General features: G+C 65.7%; 15 protein-coding genes. 3 read left to right on the top strand and 12 right to left on the bottom strand.

Annotated features, from left to right (window positions below; all coding sequences use genetic code 11):
* Positions 1–19: 19 nt before the first annotated feature.
* The 5 genes from A5906_RS32645 to A5906_RS32625 all read right to left on the bottom strand — a co-directional run bounded on the left by A5906_RS32645 (position 20) and on the right by A5906_RS32625 (position 5,551).
* Positions 20–985, bottom strand: coding sequence for an MBL fold metallo-hydrolase (locus A5906_RS32645; RefSeq protein WP_080139250.1), 966 nt, complete (start codon positions 983–985; stop codon positions 20–22).
* Positions 986–1,112: 127 nt separating this feature from the next.
* Positions 1,113–2,009 carry a carbohydrate ABC transporter permease gene (locus A5906_RS32640; protein ID WP_080139249.1) on the bottom strand — a complete coding sequence of 299 codons (897 nt, stop codon included), beginning with the start codon at positions 2,007–2,009 and terminating at the stop codon, positions 1,113–1,115.
* Positions 2,002–2,958 (bottom strand): carbohydrate ABC transporter permease, encoded by a 957-nt coding sequence (locus A5906_RS32635; RefSeq protein ID WP_080139248.1) that lies wholly within the window; start codon positions 2,956–2,958, stop codon positions 2,002–2,004. Before A5906_RS32635 ends, A5906_RS32640 begins: the two co-directional genes overlap by 8 nt.
* 124 nt (positions 2,959–3,082) lie before the next feature.
* A complete protein-coding gene (locus A5906_RS32630; protein WP_080139247.1) occupies positions 3,083–4,423 on the bottom strand; it encodes an ABC transporter substrate-binding protein in 1,341 nt (446 codons plus the stop codon).
* Positions 4,424–4,507: 84 nt separating this feature from the next.
* Positions 4,508–5,551 (bottom strand): C-terminal binding protein, encoded by a 1,044-nt coding sequence (locus A5906_RS32625; protein ID WP_080139246.1) that lies wholly within the window; start codon positions 5,549–5,551, stop codon positions 4,508–4,510.
* A gap of 260 nt (positions 5,552–5,811) precedes the next feature.
* Between A5906_RS32625 and A5906_RS32620 the strand changes: the two genes are divergently transcribed.
* Complete coding sequence (locus A5906_RS32620) at positions 5,812–7,497, top strand: methyl-accepting chemotaxis protein (protein WP_080139245.1); 1,686 nt, start codon at positions 5,812–5,814, stop codon at positions 7,495–7,497.
* A 173-nt stretch (positions 7,498–7,670) separates the two neighbouring features.
* On the opposite strand, the gene A5906_RS32615 is transcribed toward A5906_RS32620, so the two are convergent.
* From A5906_RS32615 to mgtA, 4 genes are all read right to left on the bottom strand, one after another.
* Positions 7,671–8,648, bottom strand: coding sequence for a Bug family tripartite tricarboxylate transporter substrate binding protein (locus A5906_RS32615; protein ID WP_080139244.1), 978 nt, complete (start codon positions 8,646–8,648; stop codon positions 7,671–7,673).
* A 99-nt stretch (positions 8,649–8,747) separates the two neighbouring features.
* Positions 8,748–9,683 carry a DMT family transporter gene (locus A5906_RS32610; protein ID WP_080139243.1) on the bottom strand — a complete coding sequence of 312 codons (936 nt, stop codon included), beginning with the start codon at positions 9,681–9,683 and terminating at the stop codon, positions 8,748–8,750.
* A 269-nt stretch (positions 9,684–9,952) separates the two neighbouring features.
* Positions 9,953–10,885, bottom strand: a complete 933-nt coding sequence (locus A5906_RS32605) for a DMT family transporter (protein WP_080139242.1) — start codon at positions 10,883–10,885, stop codon at positions 9,953–9,955.
* A gap of 156 nt (positions 10,886–11,041) precedes the next feature.
* Positions 11,042–13,540: a magnesium-translocating P-type ATPase gene (mgtA, locus tag A5906_RS32600; protein ID WP_136615651.1), complete on the bottom strand. Its 2,499-nt coding sequence runs from the start codon at positions 13,538–13,540 to the stop codon at positions 11,042–11,044.
* Positions 13,541–13,903: 363 nt separating this feature from the next.
* Here mgtA and A5906_RS32595 point away from each other — a divergent pair, with 363 nt between their 5' ends.
* Positions 13,904–15,196 carry an adenylosuccinate synthase gene (locus tag A5906_RS32595; protein ID WP_080139240.1) on the top strand — a complete coding sequence of 431 codons (1,293 nt, stop codon included), beginning with the start codon at positions 13,904–13,906 and terminating at the stop codon, positions 15,194–15,196.
* Positions 15,197–15,233: 37 nt separating this feature from the next.
* Positions 15,234–16,862, top strand: a complete 1,629-nt coding sequence (locus A5906_RS32590) for a hypothetical protein (RefSeq protein WP_080139239.1) — start codon at positions 15,234–15,236, stop codon at positions 16,860–16,862.
* A gap of 167 nt (positions 16,863–17,029) precedes the next feature.
* Here A5906_RS32590 and A5906_RS43355 read toward each other — a convergent pair whose 3' ends face one another.
* From A5906_RS43355 to A5906_RS32575, 3 genes are all read right to left on the bottom strand, one after another.
* Positions 17,030–17,302, bottom strand: coding sequence for a hypothetical protein (locus A5906_RS43355; protein WP_167523733.1), 273 nt, complete (start codon positions 17,300–17,302; stop codon positions 17,030–17,032).
* A 254-nt stretch (positions 17,303–17,556) separates the two neighbouring features.
* Positions 17,557–17,787 (bottom strand): hypothetical protein, encoded by a 231-nt coding sequence (locus A5906_RS32580; protein ID WP_080139238.1) that lies wholly within the window; start codon positions 17,785–17,787, stop codon positions 17,557–17,559.
* 35 nt (positions 17,788–17,822) lie between these two features.
* The gene (locus A5906_RS32575) at positions 17,823–18,014 is read right to left on the bottom strand and encodes a hypothetical protein (protein ID WP_080139237.1); all 192 of its coding nucleotides are present in this window, start codon (positions 18,012–18,014) and stop codon (positions 17,823–17,825) included.
* Positions 18,015–18,016 lie beyond the last annotated feature (2 nt).

Raw genomic sequence — 18,016 nt, 5'->3', positions numbered from 1 at the left:
AACGTCAGTCGTGCGCTCTTCAAACGCCCTGGTAGACCAGCTTGGTGAAGAAGCCGGGGTCGATCACGAACTGGCCCCAATGCGCATCGAAGGCCGCGGTTGGCTTCGCCGCGACGGTTTCGTCCCGGGTTCGTCCCTGCGCCTTCAGCCGGGCGACGTTGTCGCGGATCGCGACCAGCATATCCCGGAACGCCTGAAGCTCGGCCTTGTTGCTGACCGGCTTGCCATGACCGGGAATGATGATCGTATCCTTGTCGGTCGCCGCGAGAGTGGCTTCGGATGCCGCGATCATCCCGTCGATGCTGCCGCCGGTCGAATAATCGATGAACGGATAGATGCCGTTCCAGAACGTATCGGCGGCATGAACGATGTTGGCGTCTGCGAAGGTGACGGAGATGTCGCTGTCTGTGTGCGCGGGCCCGTAATGCTTCAGGCCGATCGAGGTTCCGTTGAGCTTGAGCGCGTGGCTGTCGGCAAAGACCTCGCTGGGGATTCCGCCTGCGCCGAGCGGAAGGAAATTGTAGTCGTAGTCTTCAATGCGCTCGACCCGGAGAAGATGCTTGCGGGTGTTTTCCTGCGCGATGATTTTGGCGCCGGCTGAATGCAGCCATTCGTTGCCGTCGGCGTGATCGAAATGCCAATGGGTGTTGACGAGGTGGGTGACGGGATCGGCGCCCAGATCGGCCAGCCCCTTGGTGAGCTGGGGACGCGAGACGCGGATGCCCGCATCGATCAGCAGCTTGCCGTCGGGTCCGGTGAGGACGGCAATGTTGCCGCCGGAGCCTTCCAGCACGCTGATATTGCCGCGCAGCTTGTAGGTCGTGATGGGAGACGTCGCCGCGCTGTCCTTGGCCAGGCTGACGAGGCCGCGCGCCTCGGCGTAAGCCTCGCGCGGCGTAAGCCACCCGGCGGAGGCGGCGAACGTGGCGCCGCCGACGCAACACAAGCAAAAGCGGCGTCGCGATAACGAACTTGGCGATCCCATACAATTCTCGCTTGCCCGAGCGACAAATTGACGGCGCCAACGATCGACCCGCCATTACAGCGGCAGCATGGGATGAAAGAAGCGGACAGTCTATCGCGATTGCACGATCGTCGCGTGCAACCGCCGTCTATTCCTTCACCGCGCCGGTCAGCGACGACACGTAGTAGTCCACGAACAGTGAGTAGAAGATCGCAACCGGGAGCGAGCCGAGCAGCGAGCCCGCCATCAGCGCACCCCATTGGTAGACGTCGCCGGTGACGAGCTCGGTCAGGATCGCGACCGGCACGGTCTTGTTGGCGCCGCTCTGGATGAAGGCGAGCGCGTAGATGAACTCGTTCCAGGAGAGCGTGAAGGAGAAGATGCCGGCCGAGATCAGGCCGGGCACCGCCAGCGGCAGCGTGATCCGGCGCAGGATCTGAAGCCGCGTGGCGCCGTCGACCAGCGCGCATTCCTCGAGCTCGTAGGGGATGGACTTGAAATAGCCGATCAGGAGCCAGGTGCAGAACGGCACCAGGAAGGTCGGATAGACCAGGATCAGGGCAAGCGGCGAGTCGAACAGGCCGAACTGCACCACGACGGTGGCGAGCGGAATGAACAGGATCGAGGGCGGCACGAGATAGGCGAGATAAATGCCGAGGCCGACATAGGGACTGCCGCGGAAGCGCAGCCGTTCGATCGCATAGGCCGCCAGCGTAGATGCGATCAGCGACAGCGTGGTCGAGCCGATCGCGACCAGCATCGTCGTCTTCAGCCAGTGCGGATAGGCGGTGTTGAACAAGAGGTGCTTGATGTGCGCGAGCGTCGGGGAGGAGATCCAGAACGGATTGTGATCGCGGTAGTTCATCAGCTCCGCGTTCGGCTTGAACGAGGTGACCGCCATCCAGTAGAACGGGAACAGCAGGATCAGCACGAAGCAGCCGAGCGGCAGGTAGATCATCATCAGCCGCCGCAGGCCGGAATCCCAGGCCATGGTGTCGGGGGCGGCTTTGGCGACGGCGGTGCCTTGCGCGACGGTGTCAGTCATTGGCCTCTCCCTGCTGCCATTTGCGGCGCGCCAGGCCAAAATAGGAGAACAGCGTCGCGAACACCAGGAACGGGATCATCGACACCGCGATCGCGGCGCCTTCGCCGAGCTCGCCGCCGGCGATGCCGCGCTGGAACGCCAGCGTCGCCAGCAGGTGGGTCGAGTTCACGGGACCGCCGCGGGTGATGGCATAGACGAGCTGGAAGTCGGTGAAGGTGAAGATGATCGAGAACGTCATGACGATGGCGAGGATCGGCATCATCATCGGGAAGGTGATGTAGCGGAAGCGCTGCCAGCCGCTGGCGCCGTCCAGCATCGCGGCCTCGTAGAGCGAGGGCGAGATGGTCTGCAGGCCCGCCAGCAGCGAGATCGCGACGAAGGGAATGCCGCGCCAGATGTTGGCGGCGATCAGCGAGAACCGTGCCGGCCAGGGCGAGCCGAGGAAGTCGATATTGGTCGACTTCCAGTGCAGCACGTCGACCAGCAGATACGAGATGATCGAGAATTGCGGATCGTAGATCCACCAGAACGCCAGCGCCGAGAGCACCGTCGGCACGATCCAGGGCAACAGCACGATGGCGCGCAGCACGCTCTTGAACGGGAAATGGTTGTTGAGCAGCAGCGCGAGCCAGAAGCCGAGCGCGAACTTCCCGAAGGTCGCGACCGCCGTGTAGAATACGCTGTAGAACACCGCGTTCCACCACAGGGGATCGGTGAGCAGATACTGGAAGTTCTCGAGGCCGACGAAGATGCCGCGCCGCCCGATCGTGGTGTCGGTGAAGGCGAGCCAGACGCCGAGGCCCAGCGGATAGGTGAGGAAGACGGCCAGCAGCCCGAGCGCCGGCGCAAGGCACATCGCGATCAGGAACGGCTTGTAGTCGAACAGCCGCACGATCCAGTTCGGCTGCCGCTGCGCCAGCGCGGGGGAAGAGAGGGTCGTCACGGACATCAGGGCGTTGTCCTGTTCTAAGCTTTCACCACGTCGTCATTGCGAGGAGCGAAGCGACGAAGCAATTCAGGCTGTCGCTGCGGGGACGGACTGGATTGCTTCGCTTCGCTCGCAATGACGATCTCTACTTCTGCCGCCGGAAGTATCGCTTGCAGCGCTGCTCGGCTTCGGCGGCCGCAGCCTCCGGCGTGGCAGCGCCGGTGGCGACGGAGGCGAACATCTGCACCGTCACATAATCCGCGCGAACAGCGCCGGTGGCAGTCGAGATCGGCCCCTTGTAGCCGGCGTAATAGGTGCTGTTCATCGTGTCCTTGAAGATCGCGACCTTGGGATCGCCCTTCCACACCGCTGCATCGGCATAGGCCGCGAGCGGTTGCGACCAGTAACCGCTGTTGGCGTTGAGCCACGGCTCGTACTGGTCCTTCTCCAGCATGAATTGCAGGAAGGCCTTTGCCGCGTTGGGATAGGGGCTGTGCTTGAACACCATGGCGTTCAGCGTCAGTCCCGACATCGGCGACCTCGGCGCAAGGCCCTTCGGCAGCAACTGATGCTCGGAATCTTCGGCGATGGAAGCAGTCGCCGGATCGTTCTTCAGCGAGAAGTACAGCGAGACGCCGTTCGCGGTCAGCGCGATCTCCTGCGAGGAATAGGCGCGGTTGTTGCTGACGTCGTTCCAGGACGGCGTGCCGGCGATGAAGGTCGGGTAGAGCTCCTTCACATAGTTCAGCGCCGCGATCGTCTCCTTGCTGTTGATGGTGACGTTGCCCTCCTCGTCCAGCAGCGCGGCGTTGTGCGACCACATCATCCAGTCGGCAAAACCGTTGCCGTCGCCGACGGCGTTGCCCAGCGCAAAGCCGGCGGGCTTGCCGGCCTTGTGCAGCTTCCTGCAGAGGTCCAGCAACCCGGCATGGTCCTCCGGCGCCTTGTCGAACCCGACGGATTTGAGGATCGACTTGCGATAGATCAGGGGACCTGCGGTTGCGCCGAACGGGAGCCCGATCCAGGTATCGCTCTTGGCCTTTTTGCCATAGGCCTTCGCCAGGTTCTGCCAGCCGCCATACTTCTTGCCGAGATAGTCGGCGACGTCGGTGAGCTCGATCAGCTTGTCGATGTAGATGTGCGGCGCGTCGGAGAAGCCGATGATGATGTCCGGGCCGGCGCCGGAATTCGAAGTCACCGCGGTCTGCTGGTTGATGTCCTCCCAGCCGACGAAGTCGACCTTGACCTCGACCCCGGTGTCCTTGGTGAACTTTGCCGCATTGGCGCGGAACACGTCCTCGTCGGCCTGGACGAAACGGACCGGGCGCAGCATGCGTAGCGATGCACCCTTCTCGATCTCGAGCTTGGGGGCCGGAACATCGGCCGCTTTGATGTTGGCTGTTTGCGCTGCAGCACCGGTGGCCGCGAGCGTTGCAGCGGACAGGCCCAGCGCCAAGGCATCACGACGTGTGATGTCGCTCCTCATCAGTACCTCCCTATATGTTCCCTTCCCGGCGTTGATCGCCGGTGAAGGGCCGTTTCGGCTTTCGGCGCGTGTTGCGCCGGCCGCCTAGCTGTTCGGTCCGCGATCCATGCTGACGGGTTGCCAGCGGCGGAGCGCGGTGTTCTGCAGCACCGACGGATTGACACAGCTTACCGGCCACATGCCCTGAAGCACCAGTGACAATTCGTAGCCTACGCGGCGCTTGCGCGCCTCGTCGAACCGTGCCGAGGCCGATGCGACATGGGCGGTCAGAGTCACGTTCTCCATGCCGAGCAGCGGATTGTTGTGCGAGGGCGGTTCCTTCTCCAGCACGTCGAGAGCGGCGTGCGCGATCCACCCCTCCTGCAGCGCCTTGATCAGGCTCTCCTCGTCCACCGTGGCGCCGCGGCCGGTGTTGATGAAGATCGAGCCTTTCTTCATCTGCCGGAAGTGCTTCTCGGTCAGCATGTGATGCACCTCGGGCCTTGCGGGGGCATGCATCGATACGAAGTCCGACTGCGACAGAACCTCGTTCAGCGTCGCCGGGATCACGCCGTGATCGTACATCAGCGTTTCCTGGATGAAGGGATCGTAGGCCATCATGCGCAGGCCGAAGGGCGCGGCGCGTTTCGCAACCGCACGCGCGACGCGGCCGAACGAGATGAAGCCGAGCGTCTGGCCCATCAGTCTCGGGATCTTGAGCAGCGCCGGTCGGCCCTCGGCCCAGCGGCCGTCACGCACCATGCGGTCCTGCTCGACCAGGCGGCGGAAACCGGCGAGCAGCAGCATCATGGCGTGGTCGGCGACTTCCTCGATGAAGGTGTCGGGAATGTTGGTCACCGGAATTCCACGGGCGGTCGCGGCCTTCACGTCGACGCTGTCCACGCCGACCGAGCCGAGCGTGATGACCTTGCAGCTCTGCAGGCTGTCGATGATTGTCTTGGTGATCGGAATGCCCTTGGCATAGATGGCGTCGGCATCTTTTGCGGCGGCGATGAACTCGGCCTCGTTGGCGGGCGCCTCGACGATCTCGGCATCGATCGGATCGAGCGCCTCGCGCTCGTAGGAATAATCGCTGCCCGCGACCGTGAAGCTCGCACCCTTCGGCGTCACCACCCTGTATTTCGGCATTTCTGGCTCCCGATTTGGTTGTCGGTTCTTGTTTACGGGCCCGGCCTTCTTGGCGGGCCTTTGCGTCTTTTACGCGAAATCGGGGCGGGCGCGTACAATTGCCGGTTGTCCCGTGCGATGAATATTGCCGGTTTTGGCGGCATCGTCAGGGCTTCTACGGAGGCACGTAAGTAACTTGCTAAGGGGTCGCACACTAAAAGTTGATTCAATTTCGATCGAGTCACTCGCGTGCCCGTATCCCTTTTTGCCGGAGCTATCCCGTGAAGTTGAGCAATCTGAAGATCGCCCCGAAGCTTGGCATCCTTGTCGGCTTCACCTTGTTCGGCCTGTGCATCTCCGGAGTTCTCGCCGGCTATCTGATGAAGCGCGAGATGGTGAATGCGCGCATCGACCAGACCAAGGCGATCGTCGATTTGGGCCGCAACTATGCAGCCGCGCTGAAGAAGCGCGTCGATGCCGGTGAGATGACGAAGGATGCGGCCATGGCCGAGCTTCGCCGCTACGGCAATGCGATGACCTATGACAACGGTTCGGGCTATCTGTTCGGCACGTCCTATGACGGCATCACCCAGCTCGCGCCCGATCCGAAGCAGATTGGCGCCAACCGCATGGATGTCGTGACCAACGGCCGCAAGCTGTCCGTCGAGCTCATGGACGGCGTCAAGGCCAACGGCTCGATCCTGCTCTACTATGATTATGTGAAGCCCGGCCAGGAGACGCCGATCAGCAAGATCGGTTACGCGGTCGCGGTGCCCGGTTTCGACATGTATCTCGGCACCGGCGCCTATCTCAGCGACATCGACGCCAAGATGGGTCCGGTCTACTGGCTGCTGGGCCTTGCCATGCTCGGCATCGTCATCGTCGCCGGCAGTGTTGCCTGGATGCTCGGCCGCAGCATCAGCCGTCCGCTGGCGCTGCTCGGCGCGCGCATGAAGGACCTCGCCGACGGCAAGCTCGAGGGCGACATTCCCGGCGTCGGTCGCGGCGACGAGGTCGGCGCGATGGCTTCGACCGTCCAGATCTTCAAGGACAATGCGATCCGCATCCGCGACCTCGAGAAGACCGAGGCGGATGCCAAGGAGCGCGCCGCGGCGGAACGTCGCAGCGCCATGGAAGCGATCGCCAACGATTTTGAGCGCAGCGTCAACGGCATCGTCCGCTCGGTCTCCTCGGCCGCAGCCGGCATGCAGACCACCGCGCAGTCGATGACCGCGACCGCGAGCGATGCCTCCTCGCGCGCCGCAACGGTCGGCGCGGCCTCGCAAAAAGCCTCAGGCAATGTCGGCACCGTTGCGGCGGCCGCCGAGGAGCTGTCGAGCTCGGTTGCGGAAATCTCCCGCCAGGTGACGCGCTCGACCGAAGTTGCGAGCCGTGCGGTCAGCGACGCCGAGCGCACCAACGCCACGGTGCAGGAGCTCTCCACCGGCGCCGAGAAGATCGGCGAGGTGGTCAAGCTCATTCACTCGATCGCGGCGCAGACCAACTTGCTGGCGCTCAACGCCACCATCGAGGCGGCGCGTGCCGGCGAGTCCGGCCGCGGCTTCGCGGTCGTCGCCTCCGAGGTCAAGGCGCTGGCCAACCAGACCGCCAAGGCGACCGAGGAAATCTCGGCCCAGGTCGCGGCGATGCAGACTTCGACAAGCGACGCGGTCGCGGCGATCGGCGGCATCACCCAGACCATCGCCGAGATGAGCGAGATCACGGCGGGTATTTCCGCCTCGATCGAGCAGCAGGGCGAGGCGACGCGCGAGATCGCCCGCAACATCCAGTCGGTCGCGGCCGGCTCGAGTGAGATCAACGCCAATATCGGCAGCGTCACCTCGGCCGCGGAAGCAACCGGCACGGCGGCAAGCGATGTGCTCACCAACGCGCGCGAGCTGGACAGCCAATCCGGCGCGCTGCGCAACGCGGTGGACGGCTTCCTCGCCAAGGTGCGCGCGGCGTAAATTCTTGCAGTGAATTCGGAGGGTGGGCAAAGGCGCGCAAGCGTCGTGCCCACCTTTTCTTTTTGCGACGTTTCGGTGGGCACGCTTCGCCTTGCCCACCCCACCACAGTCTCGTGCCCCGGACGCAGCGCAGCAGCGTTTCACGCTGCAGGGCGTCCGGGACACGGGAGCCCCTACTGCTTCTCGATCCCCGCGTCGCGGATCAGCCGTTCCCACAGCACGAGCTGCTCGTTCACGAATGTGCCGAGCTGTTCTGGCGTGCCTGAGAACGCGTCCATGCCGAGCGTGGCGAGCTGCGCCTTGATCTCCGGCTTCTCGATGATCTTGCGGATCTCGGCATTGAGCCGCGTCACGATCTCCTTCGGCATCCCGGCGGGACCGAAATAGCCCTGCCACGAGGAGATGTCGAAATCCGGCACGCCGGCCTCCTGCATCGAGGGCAGGTTCGGCACCAGCGGCGAGCGGTCCTTGGTGGTGACGGCGAGCGCGCGCAGCGCGTTGCCCTGGACGTGCGGCAGGCCGGTCAGGATGTCCACGAACATCATCGAGACGCGGCCGCCCATGACGTCGTTGAGCGCCGGCGGCGAGCTCTTATAGGGCACGTGCAGCAAATCGAGCCCGGCATTGTGCGCGAAGGTCGCGCCCGACACGATCGCCGAGGACGAGCCCGAGGCGTAGCTCAGCTTGCCCGGATTGGCCTTGCCGTAGGCGACGAGCTCGCCGACGGTCTTGGCGGGGACGTCGGGGTGAACGACCAGCATGAAGGGCAGATCGCCGGTGCGCGCGATCGGGGTGAAATCCTTGACCGGATCGTAGGTCAGGCTCTTGAGCAGATAGGGATTGGCCGAATGCGTGGTGTTGGTCGTCACCAGCAGCGTGTAGCCGTCGGGAGCGGCCTTCGCGACATAGGTCGCCGCGATCATGCCGTTGGCGCCGGCCTTGTTCTCGATCACGATGCCGACGCCGAGCGCCTGCGACAGATGCTGCGAGATCAGCCGCGTCGTGGTGTCGGTGCCGCTGCCGGCCGCGAACGGCAGCACCAGCGTGATGTTGCGGCTCGGCCAATTGTCGGCCTGTGCGGCGGTCGAGGCGGCGAGGCAGAGCGCGGCCGTGCCGATGGCGCGCAGGTTTCGAATCAACGCTGAAAGCATGTTCGGACGTTCCCTCTTTTTCGTTGGCGGGGAACCTAGCTTGTCCAGGCGAAAATCAAAAGACGTGAGTTGACTTGGTCTCGTGCCCGCGCCGCGGAATTACTTCGCCGCCGAGCCCTGGCGCGAGGCGATCACGACGCCGGCGAGCACCAGGGCGTAGCCGATCAAATGAAACGGCTGCAGCTTTTCGCCAAGCAGCAGGATCGCCATCGCCGAGCCGAATACCGGTACCAGATGGAAGAACGGTGCGGCGCGGTTCGGGCCGATCAGCGCGACGCCGCGGTTGAAGAAGAGGTAAGCGAGCGTCGACGGGAAGATCAGGATGTAGCCCAGCGTTGCCAGCGTCAGCGCATCGAAATGCATGACGCTGCCGCTCATCGCCTCCCAGATCGCGGCGGGCAGCAGCATCATCGCGCCGCAGCAGGTGGTGAAGGAGAGGAAGGACAGCTGGTGGATCTTGGGCCGGCGCGGGATGAAGGCGGAGTAGAGGCCGAATGCGATCAGCGAGGAGGCGAACATGAGGTCGCCCCGGTTGAAGCTGATGCTTGCCAGCGCCGCGAGATCGCCGCGCAGGATGATGGTCAGCACGCCAAGCAGCGAGATCGCGATGCCGGCGAGCTGTCCGCCTGTCAGCCGCACGCCGAACAGCAGCAGCGACCATAGCGCCACGAACAGGGGACCTGCCGACTGGATCAGCAGCGCGTTCAGCGCCTCCGTGTACTGCATCGCCCAGTACGAGATCGCGTTGTTGAAGGCGAAGCCCACCAGCGACAGGAACAGCATCAGTGCCAGGCTCCGGCGCAAGGCGGGCCAGTCGCGCTTCAGATGCGGCCAGGCGAACGGCAACAGGATCAGGAAGACGCCGAACCAGCGGATCGTGGTCATCGTCAGCGGCGGCACATGCGCCCCGACATGGCGCGCGAGCACGATGTTGCCGGCCCAGAACAGCGAGCTCAGGCTGAGCAGCAGATAAGGCTGGTTGTTGAGCCAACTGGCCGGGTTGGCGGCCGGTGGCGCGGGCGAAGCAATCGTCATGGGCGTTGGATACAACTTGCGCCCGATTGCCTGGATGACACAAGTCACGTCACCGCAATGCTACAATGCAGGCATGAGCCGAGGAGCAGCGCCAGCGGTTAATATGTTGGACGCACCCTTGATGCAGTGCGTGCTTTCCCTCTGCCTTGTGGGAGAGGGTGGATCGCCGGTCTAGACTGTTACCCATGTAGCCGGTCAGGCCGCCTATGCCACCTTCTCCCACAAGGGGAGGAGGGAAGGGCAGCGGCGTGCGTGAGTGACTTTCGTAGCTATGCCGCCTGCTTCCTTGACGCCGCGAACACGCCCGACAGCACCAGCGCGAAGCCGATGAAATGGAAGGCCTGCGGGTGTTCGCCCAGGAACACCATCGCCATGATCGAGCCGAACACCGGCACGACATGGAAGAACGGGGCGGTGCGGTTGGCGCCGATCAGGCGCACGCCGCGATTGAAGCAGAGATAGGCCAGCGTCGAGGGAAACACCGCGACATAGAACAAAGTGAGCAGGTTCGGCGCATCCAGCTTCATCACCGGACGGGCGTAGAGCTCCCAGATCTCCAGCGGGATCAGGCAGGCCGCGCCAGCACCGAAGGTGAAGGCGAGGAACGACAGGCCGTGCATCGCCGGCCGTTTCAGGCTCAGGACCGAATAGAGCGCGAAGATCAGGAGCGCGAGCAGGAAGATGAGGTCGCCCTTGTTGAATTCGATGTTCGACAGCGTGGTGAAATCGCCATGCAGGAGGATGGTCAGCACGCCGCACATCGACAGCAGCACGCCAAAGGCCTGCGCCGCGGTGAGGCGGATGCCGAGGATGACCAGCGACCACAGCGCCACCAAGAGTGGCGCGGCCGACTGCAGCAGCAGCGTGTTGAGCGCCTGCGTATGCTCGAGCGCCCAGTATTGCATCGTGTTGAAGGCGCCGATGCCGGTGATCGAGAGCGTGATCATCAGGCCAAGCCGCCCACGAATGGCGGGCCAGTCCTGCACCAGATGCTTCCAGGCGAACGGCAGCACCAGCAGGAAGGCGAACAGCCAGCGCAGGAACGACAGCGTCACCGGCGGGATGTGGCCGGCGGCGAGCCGCCCGACGATGGCGTTGCCGGCCCAGCACAGCGCAGTGATGCTGAGCAGCAGATAAGGCTGGTTGGCGATCCAGTTGTGACCGGATGTGTCGGCGCTGGTGGTGTGGCCGGTGGCGGACATTGTGATTGTTGTGGCCCCGCGTCATGCACCGGGACCCGGCCCCGCGATAGCAGGGCCGGCTTCAATCACCCGGCACGGTCCAAAGACACGGAAACGTCCCCGATATCAATGGGGCGAGGCGCATCGCCTCCATGCGCAGGCGCTACGGCAGGAACCTCAATCCTTGCGCCCGCTGCGGATCGCGAAGGGCTTCAGCAGCTCGGCACAGGCGAGATAGACGACGACGAGCAGCGCGACGCCGGCCATCATGATCGGCGGCGGGGCGACGAAGCCGAACCAGGCCCCGAGCGGCGTGAACGGCAGCACCATCGCAGCGAGCAGCGCGGTCAACGAGGATGCTGCGAGCGCGGGATCGGGCCGGTTGCGCCACGGCCTTCCGTTGGTGCGGATGATGAAGATCACGAGGATCTGCGTCGCCATGGATTCGACGAACCAGGCGGTGCGGAATTCCCCGGGCGAGGCCTTGAACAGCATCAGCAGCGCGACGAAGGTCAGGGCGTCGAACACCGACGACAGCGGGCCCATGATTGCGGCAAACCGCACCAGGCGCGACATGCTCCACACCTGCGGCTGCGCCGTGACCTGCGCCGAGACCCGGTCGAAGGGGATGCCGAGCTCGGAGAGATCGTAGAGCAGATTGTTGAGCAGGATCTGCGTCGGCAGCATCGGCAGGAACGGCAGCGCGATCGAGGCGGCCGCCATCGACAGCATGTTGCCGAAATTCGAGCTGGCGCCCATGCGGACATATTTGAGGATGTTGGCGAAGGTGCGCCGTCCTTCCTCGACACCGTCGGCGACGACCTCGAGATCCGACGCAAGCAGAATCATGTCGGCGGCCGCCTGCGCCACGCCGGTGGCGCCGTCGACCGACAAGCCGACATCGGCGGCCTTCAGGGCCGGCGCGTCGTTGATGCCGTCGCCGAGGAAGCCGACCACCTCGCCGCCGGCCTGCAGCGCCTTCACGATGCGCGACTTCTGGTCCGGCGCGAGGCGGCCGAACGCGTCGGTGGTGCGCACCCGCACCGCGAGCGCCTCGTCGCTGAGTTCGGCGATCTCGGCCCCCGACAGCACGCGCTCGGGATTGTGCCCGACCAGACCTGCGAGCCGCTTCACCACCACGGGATCGTCGCCCGACAGGATCTTCAGCCGCACGCCGCTGGCGGCGAGCCGCGCAATGGCTGCTGCGGCCGTCGGCTTCGGCGGATCGGCGAAGGCGCAGAGACCTTCGAAGGCGAGATCGGTCTCGTCGTCCGTTTCGACCTCGCGCAGCGGGCCGCGCCACGCCCGCGAGGCAATTGCCACGGTGCGCAGGCCCTCGCTCGCGAGCTCGCGCACGCGCGCCATGGCCGCCTCGCGCGCGCATTCGTCCATCGTGCACAATGCGAGCACCGCTTCCGGCGCGCCCTTGACGATCAGCAGCGTGCCTTCCGGGCCGGTTGCGAGCACCGACCCCAGCCGGCGCGAGAAGTCGAAGGCCTGCTGCCCGGCGAGCCGCCAGCCTTGCGCGGCATCCACCCGGCCTGCGGTGAGCGCGGCATCGAGCGAGCCGCGGTCGCCGCCGAGCGATGCCGCGATGGCGCCGAGCTGCGCCGCGCGGGGCTCATCCTTGCCCGCGGCATTGATGCTCTTGGCAAGCGTGATCTCGGCCGAGGTCAGCGTGCCGGTCTTGTCCGTGCATAGCACCGTCATGGCCCCGAGATCGTGGATCGCGGCCAGCCGTTTCACGATCACCTTGCGGCCGGCCATGCGCAACGCGCCGCGCGACAGCGTCACCGTGGTGATCATCGGCAGCAATTCCGGCGTCAGCCCGACCGCGAGCGCGACCGCAAACAACAGCGAATCCAGGATCTCGCGGCCGAACACGACGCGGATGGTGAGGACGATCAGCACCAGCGCGAGCGTGGCGCGCGCGACCACGAGGCCGAATTCGCGCAAATCCCGCTCGAACGGGGAGCGGGCCTGCGTCTCGGCAAGCGCGGCGGCGGCCGCTCCGAACACGGTGTTGCCGCCGGTCCTGACGGCGAGCGCGATCGCCTCGCCGGTCTGCGCCACGGCGCCGCGGAACAGCGCGTTCGAGCTGTCGTCGGGATCAGTGACGCCGCCGGCACGCTTCGGCACCGGATAGGGCTCGCCCGTGAGCGCCGCTTCGCCCGCGGTGAAGGCGGTGCTCTCCAGCAACAGCGCGTCGGCGGGAATGATGTCGCCGGCACGGACGCGCAGGAGATCGCCGGGAACGACCTGCTCGACGTCGATCTCGCGGAAGGCGCCGTCACGCTTGACCTCGGCCTTGAGCGCCACCGAGCGGCGGAGGATCTCGGCTGCACGAACCGCATGCCCCTCCTGGATGGTGTCGAGCCCGATCGAGCCTGCGAGAATCAGCACGATGATGAGCCCGCCAATGTCGTCGCCGGTCAGCATCGAGACGAGGCCGGCGACCAGCAGGATCAGCGACAGCGGCTCCAGCAGCCGGCGCAGGATCGCGCGCATGGCGCCCTCGATGCGTGGCGGCGCGTCACTGTTCGGCCCGAAACGGCCGAGCCGTTCGGCGGCTTCTGCGCCGGTCAGGCCCTGCAAGGAGCAGCCGAGCCGAGTGCAGAGCGCGTCGGCCGAAAGACGCCAGAACTGGCTCGCCTGGCTGTTCAACGGCTTGGTCACGGCATGTCCGAAAAATGCGGGGTTCAAGACCCGGGAAGGGTAAGCTGCGGAGGTGACAGCCATCCCCTGGCACAATTGCAGGCTGGAACGCTTGATGCCGGTCAATCGGGGTGCCCGCCGGCTGCGAAGGTTGCGAGATTTTAAGGGGATATCAAAGGCTTGGGCCGGCCTCGGGACCTCGAAAAAGCCCCGTTCTTGCTTGCCTAGAGGGGCCGCTTCCTTTATCCGGTTGGCTGCCTTGCGTGCGAGCGGTCCTGGGCCGCGGATTGGGCTGGGCGCCAGGCATGATCCCGGAAAAGTGGACACCGGTTTTCCGCGAGGATCGTGCCTCCTAGAGACAGATTGAACAGGGATTACCCGCGAATGGCCAACGTTGTCGTCGTCGGCGCCCAGTGGGGCGACGAAGGGAAGGGCAAGATCGTCGACTGGTTGTCGGAGCAGGCGGACATCGTCGTCCGCTTCCAGGGCGGCCATAACGCCGGCCACACGCTGGTGATCAACGGCAAGACCTACAAGCTGGCGCTGCTGCCCTCCGGCGTGCTGCGCGAGGGCAAGCTGTCGGTGATCGGCAACGGCGTGGTGTTCGATCCCGCCGCCTTCCTCGACGAGGTGACCAAGCTCAGGGGGCAGGGCGTTGCCGTTTCCCCGGACAATCTGCGTGTCGCCGAAAACGTCACCCTGATCCTGCCGCTGCACCGTGAACTCGACGCCCTGCGCGAGTCCTCGAACGCTGCGACCGCGATCGGCACCACGCGCCGCGGCATCGGCCCGGCCTACGAGGACAAGGTCGGCCGCCGCGCCATCCGCCTGATGGACCTCGCCGACCTCAACACCCTGCCGCACAAGATCGACCGGCTGCTGGCGCACCACAACGCGCTGCGCCGCGGCCTCAATCTGCCGGAGTTTGATGGCAAGGAGATCCTGAAGGAGCTGAGCGCGCTGGCGCCGCAACTGCTGCCCTATGCCGAGACGGTGTGGCGCCTGCTCGACATCGAGCGGCGCGCGGGCAAGCGCATGCTGTTCGAAGGCGCGCAAGGTGCGCTGCTCGACGTCGACCACGGCACCTACCCGTACGTCACCTCGTCCAACACGGTGGCGGCGCAGGCCGCGACCGGCGCCGGCCTCGGGCCGGGCGCGGTCGGCTACGTGCTGGGCCTTTGCAAGGCCTACACGACCCGTGTCGGCCAGGGGCCGTTCCCGACCGAGCAGGACAACGAGATCGGCCGCAAGATCGGCGAACGCGGCCGTGAGTTCGGCACCAATACCGGGCGGCCCCGCCGCTGCGGCTGGTTCGACGCCGTGCTGGTCCGCCAGGCCGTCCGCACCTGCGGCATCAATGGCCTCGCGCTGACCAAGCTCGACATCCTCGACGGCTTCGATTCGATCGAGGTCTGCACCGGCTACAGGCTCGACGGCAAGGAGATCGACCATTTCCCGGCCGGCGAGGGCGCCCAGGCCCGGGTCGAGCCGATCTACGAGACCATCGAGGGCTGGAAGGAGCCCACCGCCAGTGCCCGGTCATGGGCCCAGTTGCCGGCCCAGGCCATCAAGTATGTCCGCCGGATCGAGGAATTGGTGGGGTGCCCCGTCGCGCTGCTTTCCACCAGCCCCGAACGCGAAGATACTATCCTCGTGCAAAATCCGTTTGAGGCTTAACGATATCTTACCGGGACGCGCGTATAGTTGAGTAGAAATGGCTGATTACTATCCGCTGATCGCCCGCGCTATTGCCGCCCTGGACCCCAACGCTCCCGGCGAGAGCCGTCGCGCGCTCTATGAGCGGGCGCGCACGGCGCTGATCGCGCAGCTACGCAGCGTGCAGCCGCCGCTCTCCGAATCCGAGATCACCCGCGAGCGGCTGTCGCTGGAAGAAGCCGTCCGGAAGGTCGAATCGGAGGCCGCCCAACGTGCCCGCGACGCCTCGCGCCCCGGCGGAAGCGGCGGGCGCAGCGGTGGCAGTGGCGATGCCTTCCGCCGGGCCAGCACCCGTGCCGCCGAGGGCAATCCGCCCGCTCCCCAGCCGGGCGCGCCGCCGCGCACCCGTCCGGCTCCGACGCCGCCGCGGGCCGACCGTCCGTCCATCAACGTCGATGACCAGGGCGATACCCAGCGTCCACCGCGCGCGCCGCGTTTCGACGCGCCGCGCCAGCCGGGTCCGCCCGCGCCGCCATCAATGCCGGAGCCGCCGGCGCCGCCACCGGCCGGCCGCGATCGTGCGGGTGGGCGCCGTCCGCCGGATGTCGGACCTCCGCCGGCGCTGCCGCCCGCCCCGGGCGTGCGCGGCTTCCGCGACATCACGGCCGATGCCAACGACCTCGGCGGCGCCGCTGCGCAGGCCAGCCGCGCCGCGCGCCGCACCTATGCCAACGTGCCCTCGCCCTCGCCGGAATTCGACCGGCTGGAGCCGAGCCTGGAAAACCGTGGCGGCGAGGGCGATGCGCCCTATTCCTATGACGAGTCGATCGAGGAGGCCGAGCGCTATGCGCCGCGGCCGGCCTCGGCGCGCCCCCACATTCCGGTCCTCGACCGCGACGCCAAGAAGCCCAAGCGCCGCGGCTCCGCGTTCCCGTTCAAGAGTGCGATCGCCGTCGGCATCGTGCTGATCCTGATTGGGGCCGGCATCCTTTGGGGCAAGCCGCTGCTCCAGACCGCCACCAACCTGTTCAAGTCCTCGCCGACCCAGGTGGTGGAGGCGCCGAAGGATTCGTCGCAGCCGCAGAGCAAGCCGAAGATCCCCGACCGCGTCGGCCAGCCCTCGGCCAGCGACCAGCCGGTCGCCCCGGTGGCGCAGAAGGTCGTGCTCTATGACGAGGATCCGTCCGACCCGAAGGGCAAGCAATATGTCGGTTCGGTGGTGTGGCGGCTCGAGCCGATCAAGGCGTCGGGCAACCAGAAGGCCGATCTCGCCGTGCGCGCCGACATCGAGATCCCCGACCGCAAGTTCAAGATGACGATGTCGTTCCGCCGCAATACCGACTCCTCGCTGCCGGCGAGTCACACCGCGGAGTTGACCTTCATCCTGCCGCCGGATTTTCCGGGCGGCAGCGTCTCCAACGTGCCGGGCATCCTGATGAAGTCGAACGAGCAGGCGCGCGGCACGCCGCTCGCGGGCCTCGCGGTCAAGGTCACCGACGGCTTCTTTCTCGTCGGCCTCTCCAATGTCGATGCCGACCGCGCCCGGAACGTCCAGCTCCTGAAGGAGCGCTCCTGGTTCGACGTGCCGCTGGTCTACGCCAACCAGCGCCGCGCCATCATCGCCATCGAGAAGGGCGCCCCCGGCGAGCGCGCCTTCAACGACGCCTTCGCGCAGTGGGGCGACTAGGCTTACTCCGAGAAATCTCGGCCTGTATGGCCGGAGGCGTCGCCACACACTCCGTCATTGCGAGCGAAGCGAAGCAATCCAGAGTCTTTCCACGGTGACAGCTCTGGATTGCTTCGTCGCAAGCGCTTCTCGCAATGACGGCGGAGCGGCAGGCGTCCCCACCCCTCTTACTGCGCCGCCGCTTCCCGCTTGCGGGCTGCTGCCGCCGCGGCATGCTCGCGGTCCATCACGGCACGGCAGCCGGGGCTGACATGCGCCTTGTTCCGGACCATGCAGGCGGTGATCCGCGGGATGTCGGGGATTTCGCTGGAGCACAGCCGCATGGCGTCACCCGAGCACATCTGCTGGGCTTCTTGCGAGAAGGCGAGACTGGGTGATGTCTGGAGTGCGAAGGTGGTGGCGAGTGCGACGACAGAGGTGATGGTCTGATAGCGCGTCATGAAGGTTGCGTCCCCGAGTTCCGTGGATTGAGCCACTTGGTTTTGGGGCGCCGCACGCGACTTGATCTGCCGCATGTCACAGCCTTCACGCCGGGATCCTGATCCCGCATGTGGTCGCTCGATTACGTGATGTCGAATCGAAAGTGCTGCGCCGCCCGAGCGAAGTATGCGCCATTGTCACGAGCCTGCAATGGTCATCGCAAAGGAATTCGCAATTGTTGCACGCACGTCACGCAGCAAGCGAGCCAGCGCGATCAGATCAGCCGGTCGGATGACGCGCTCGCTTGTTCCGCATCGTCATCACCGAGGCAAGCGGCATGTTCCTCGACCGCGCTGACGCCCTTCGCCGTGAGCTCGAACAGATCGCCGTCCTTCATCACATAGCCGTCGGCGATCAGCTCGCCGATCTTGCCGTGGCGGTCGTCGGCGAAGGCGACGGACTGGCTGATGTCCCTGAGGATCGAGAGTTGTTCGTCGCGCAGCATGGCTTCACTCTCCGTTCGCAGGGTGTCTCCGCTCCTCACATGCCGTGGCTGGCGAACACCTTGCTGCATGCTTTCGACAGCTTGGCCCGGTTGGCCTGCAGACAGCTCTGCACGGCGCCGTCATTGCCGAGTTCCTTGCGGCACAGCCGCGACGCATCGCGCGAGCAGGCGTTCTGCTCCTGCGGTGTGCCCATGTGGCCCTGGGCGAGAGCGGGCGTGCCCGCCAAGC

It is taken from the genome of Bradyrhizobium sacchari (assembly GCF_002068095.1).
Lineage (GTDB): Bacteria > Pseudomonadota > Alphaproteobacteria > Rhizobiales > Xanthobacteraceae > Bradyrhizobium > Bradyrhizobium sacchari.
This window is presented reverse-complemented; position numbering and strand designations above follow the sequence as displayed.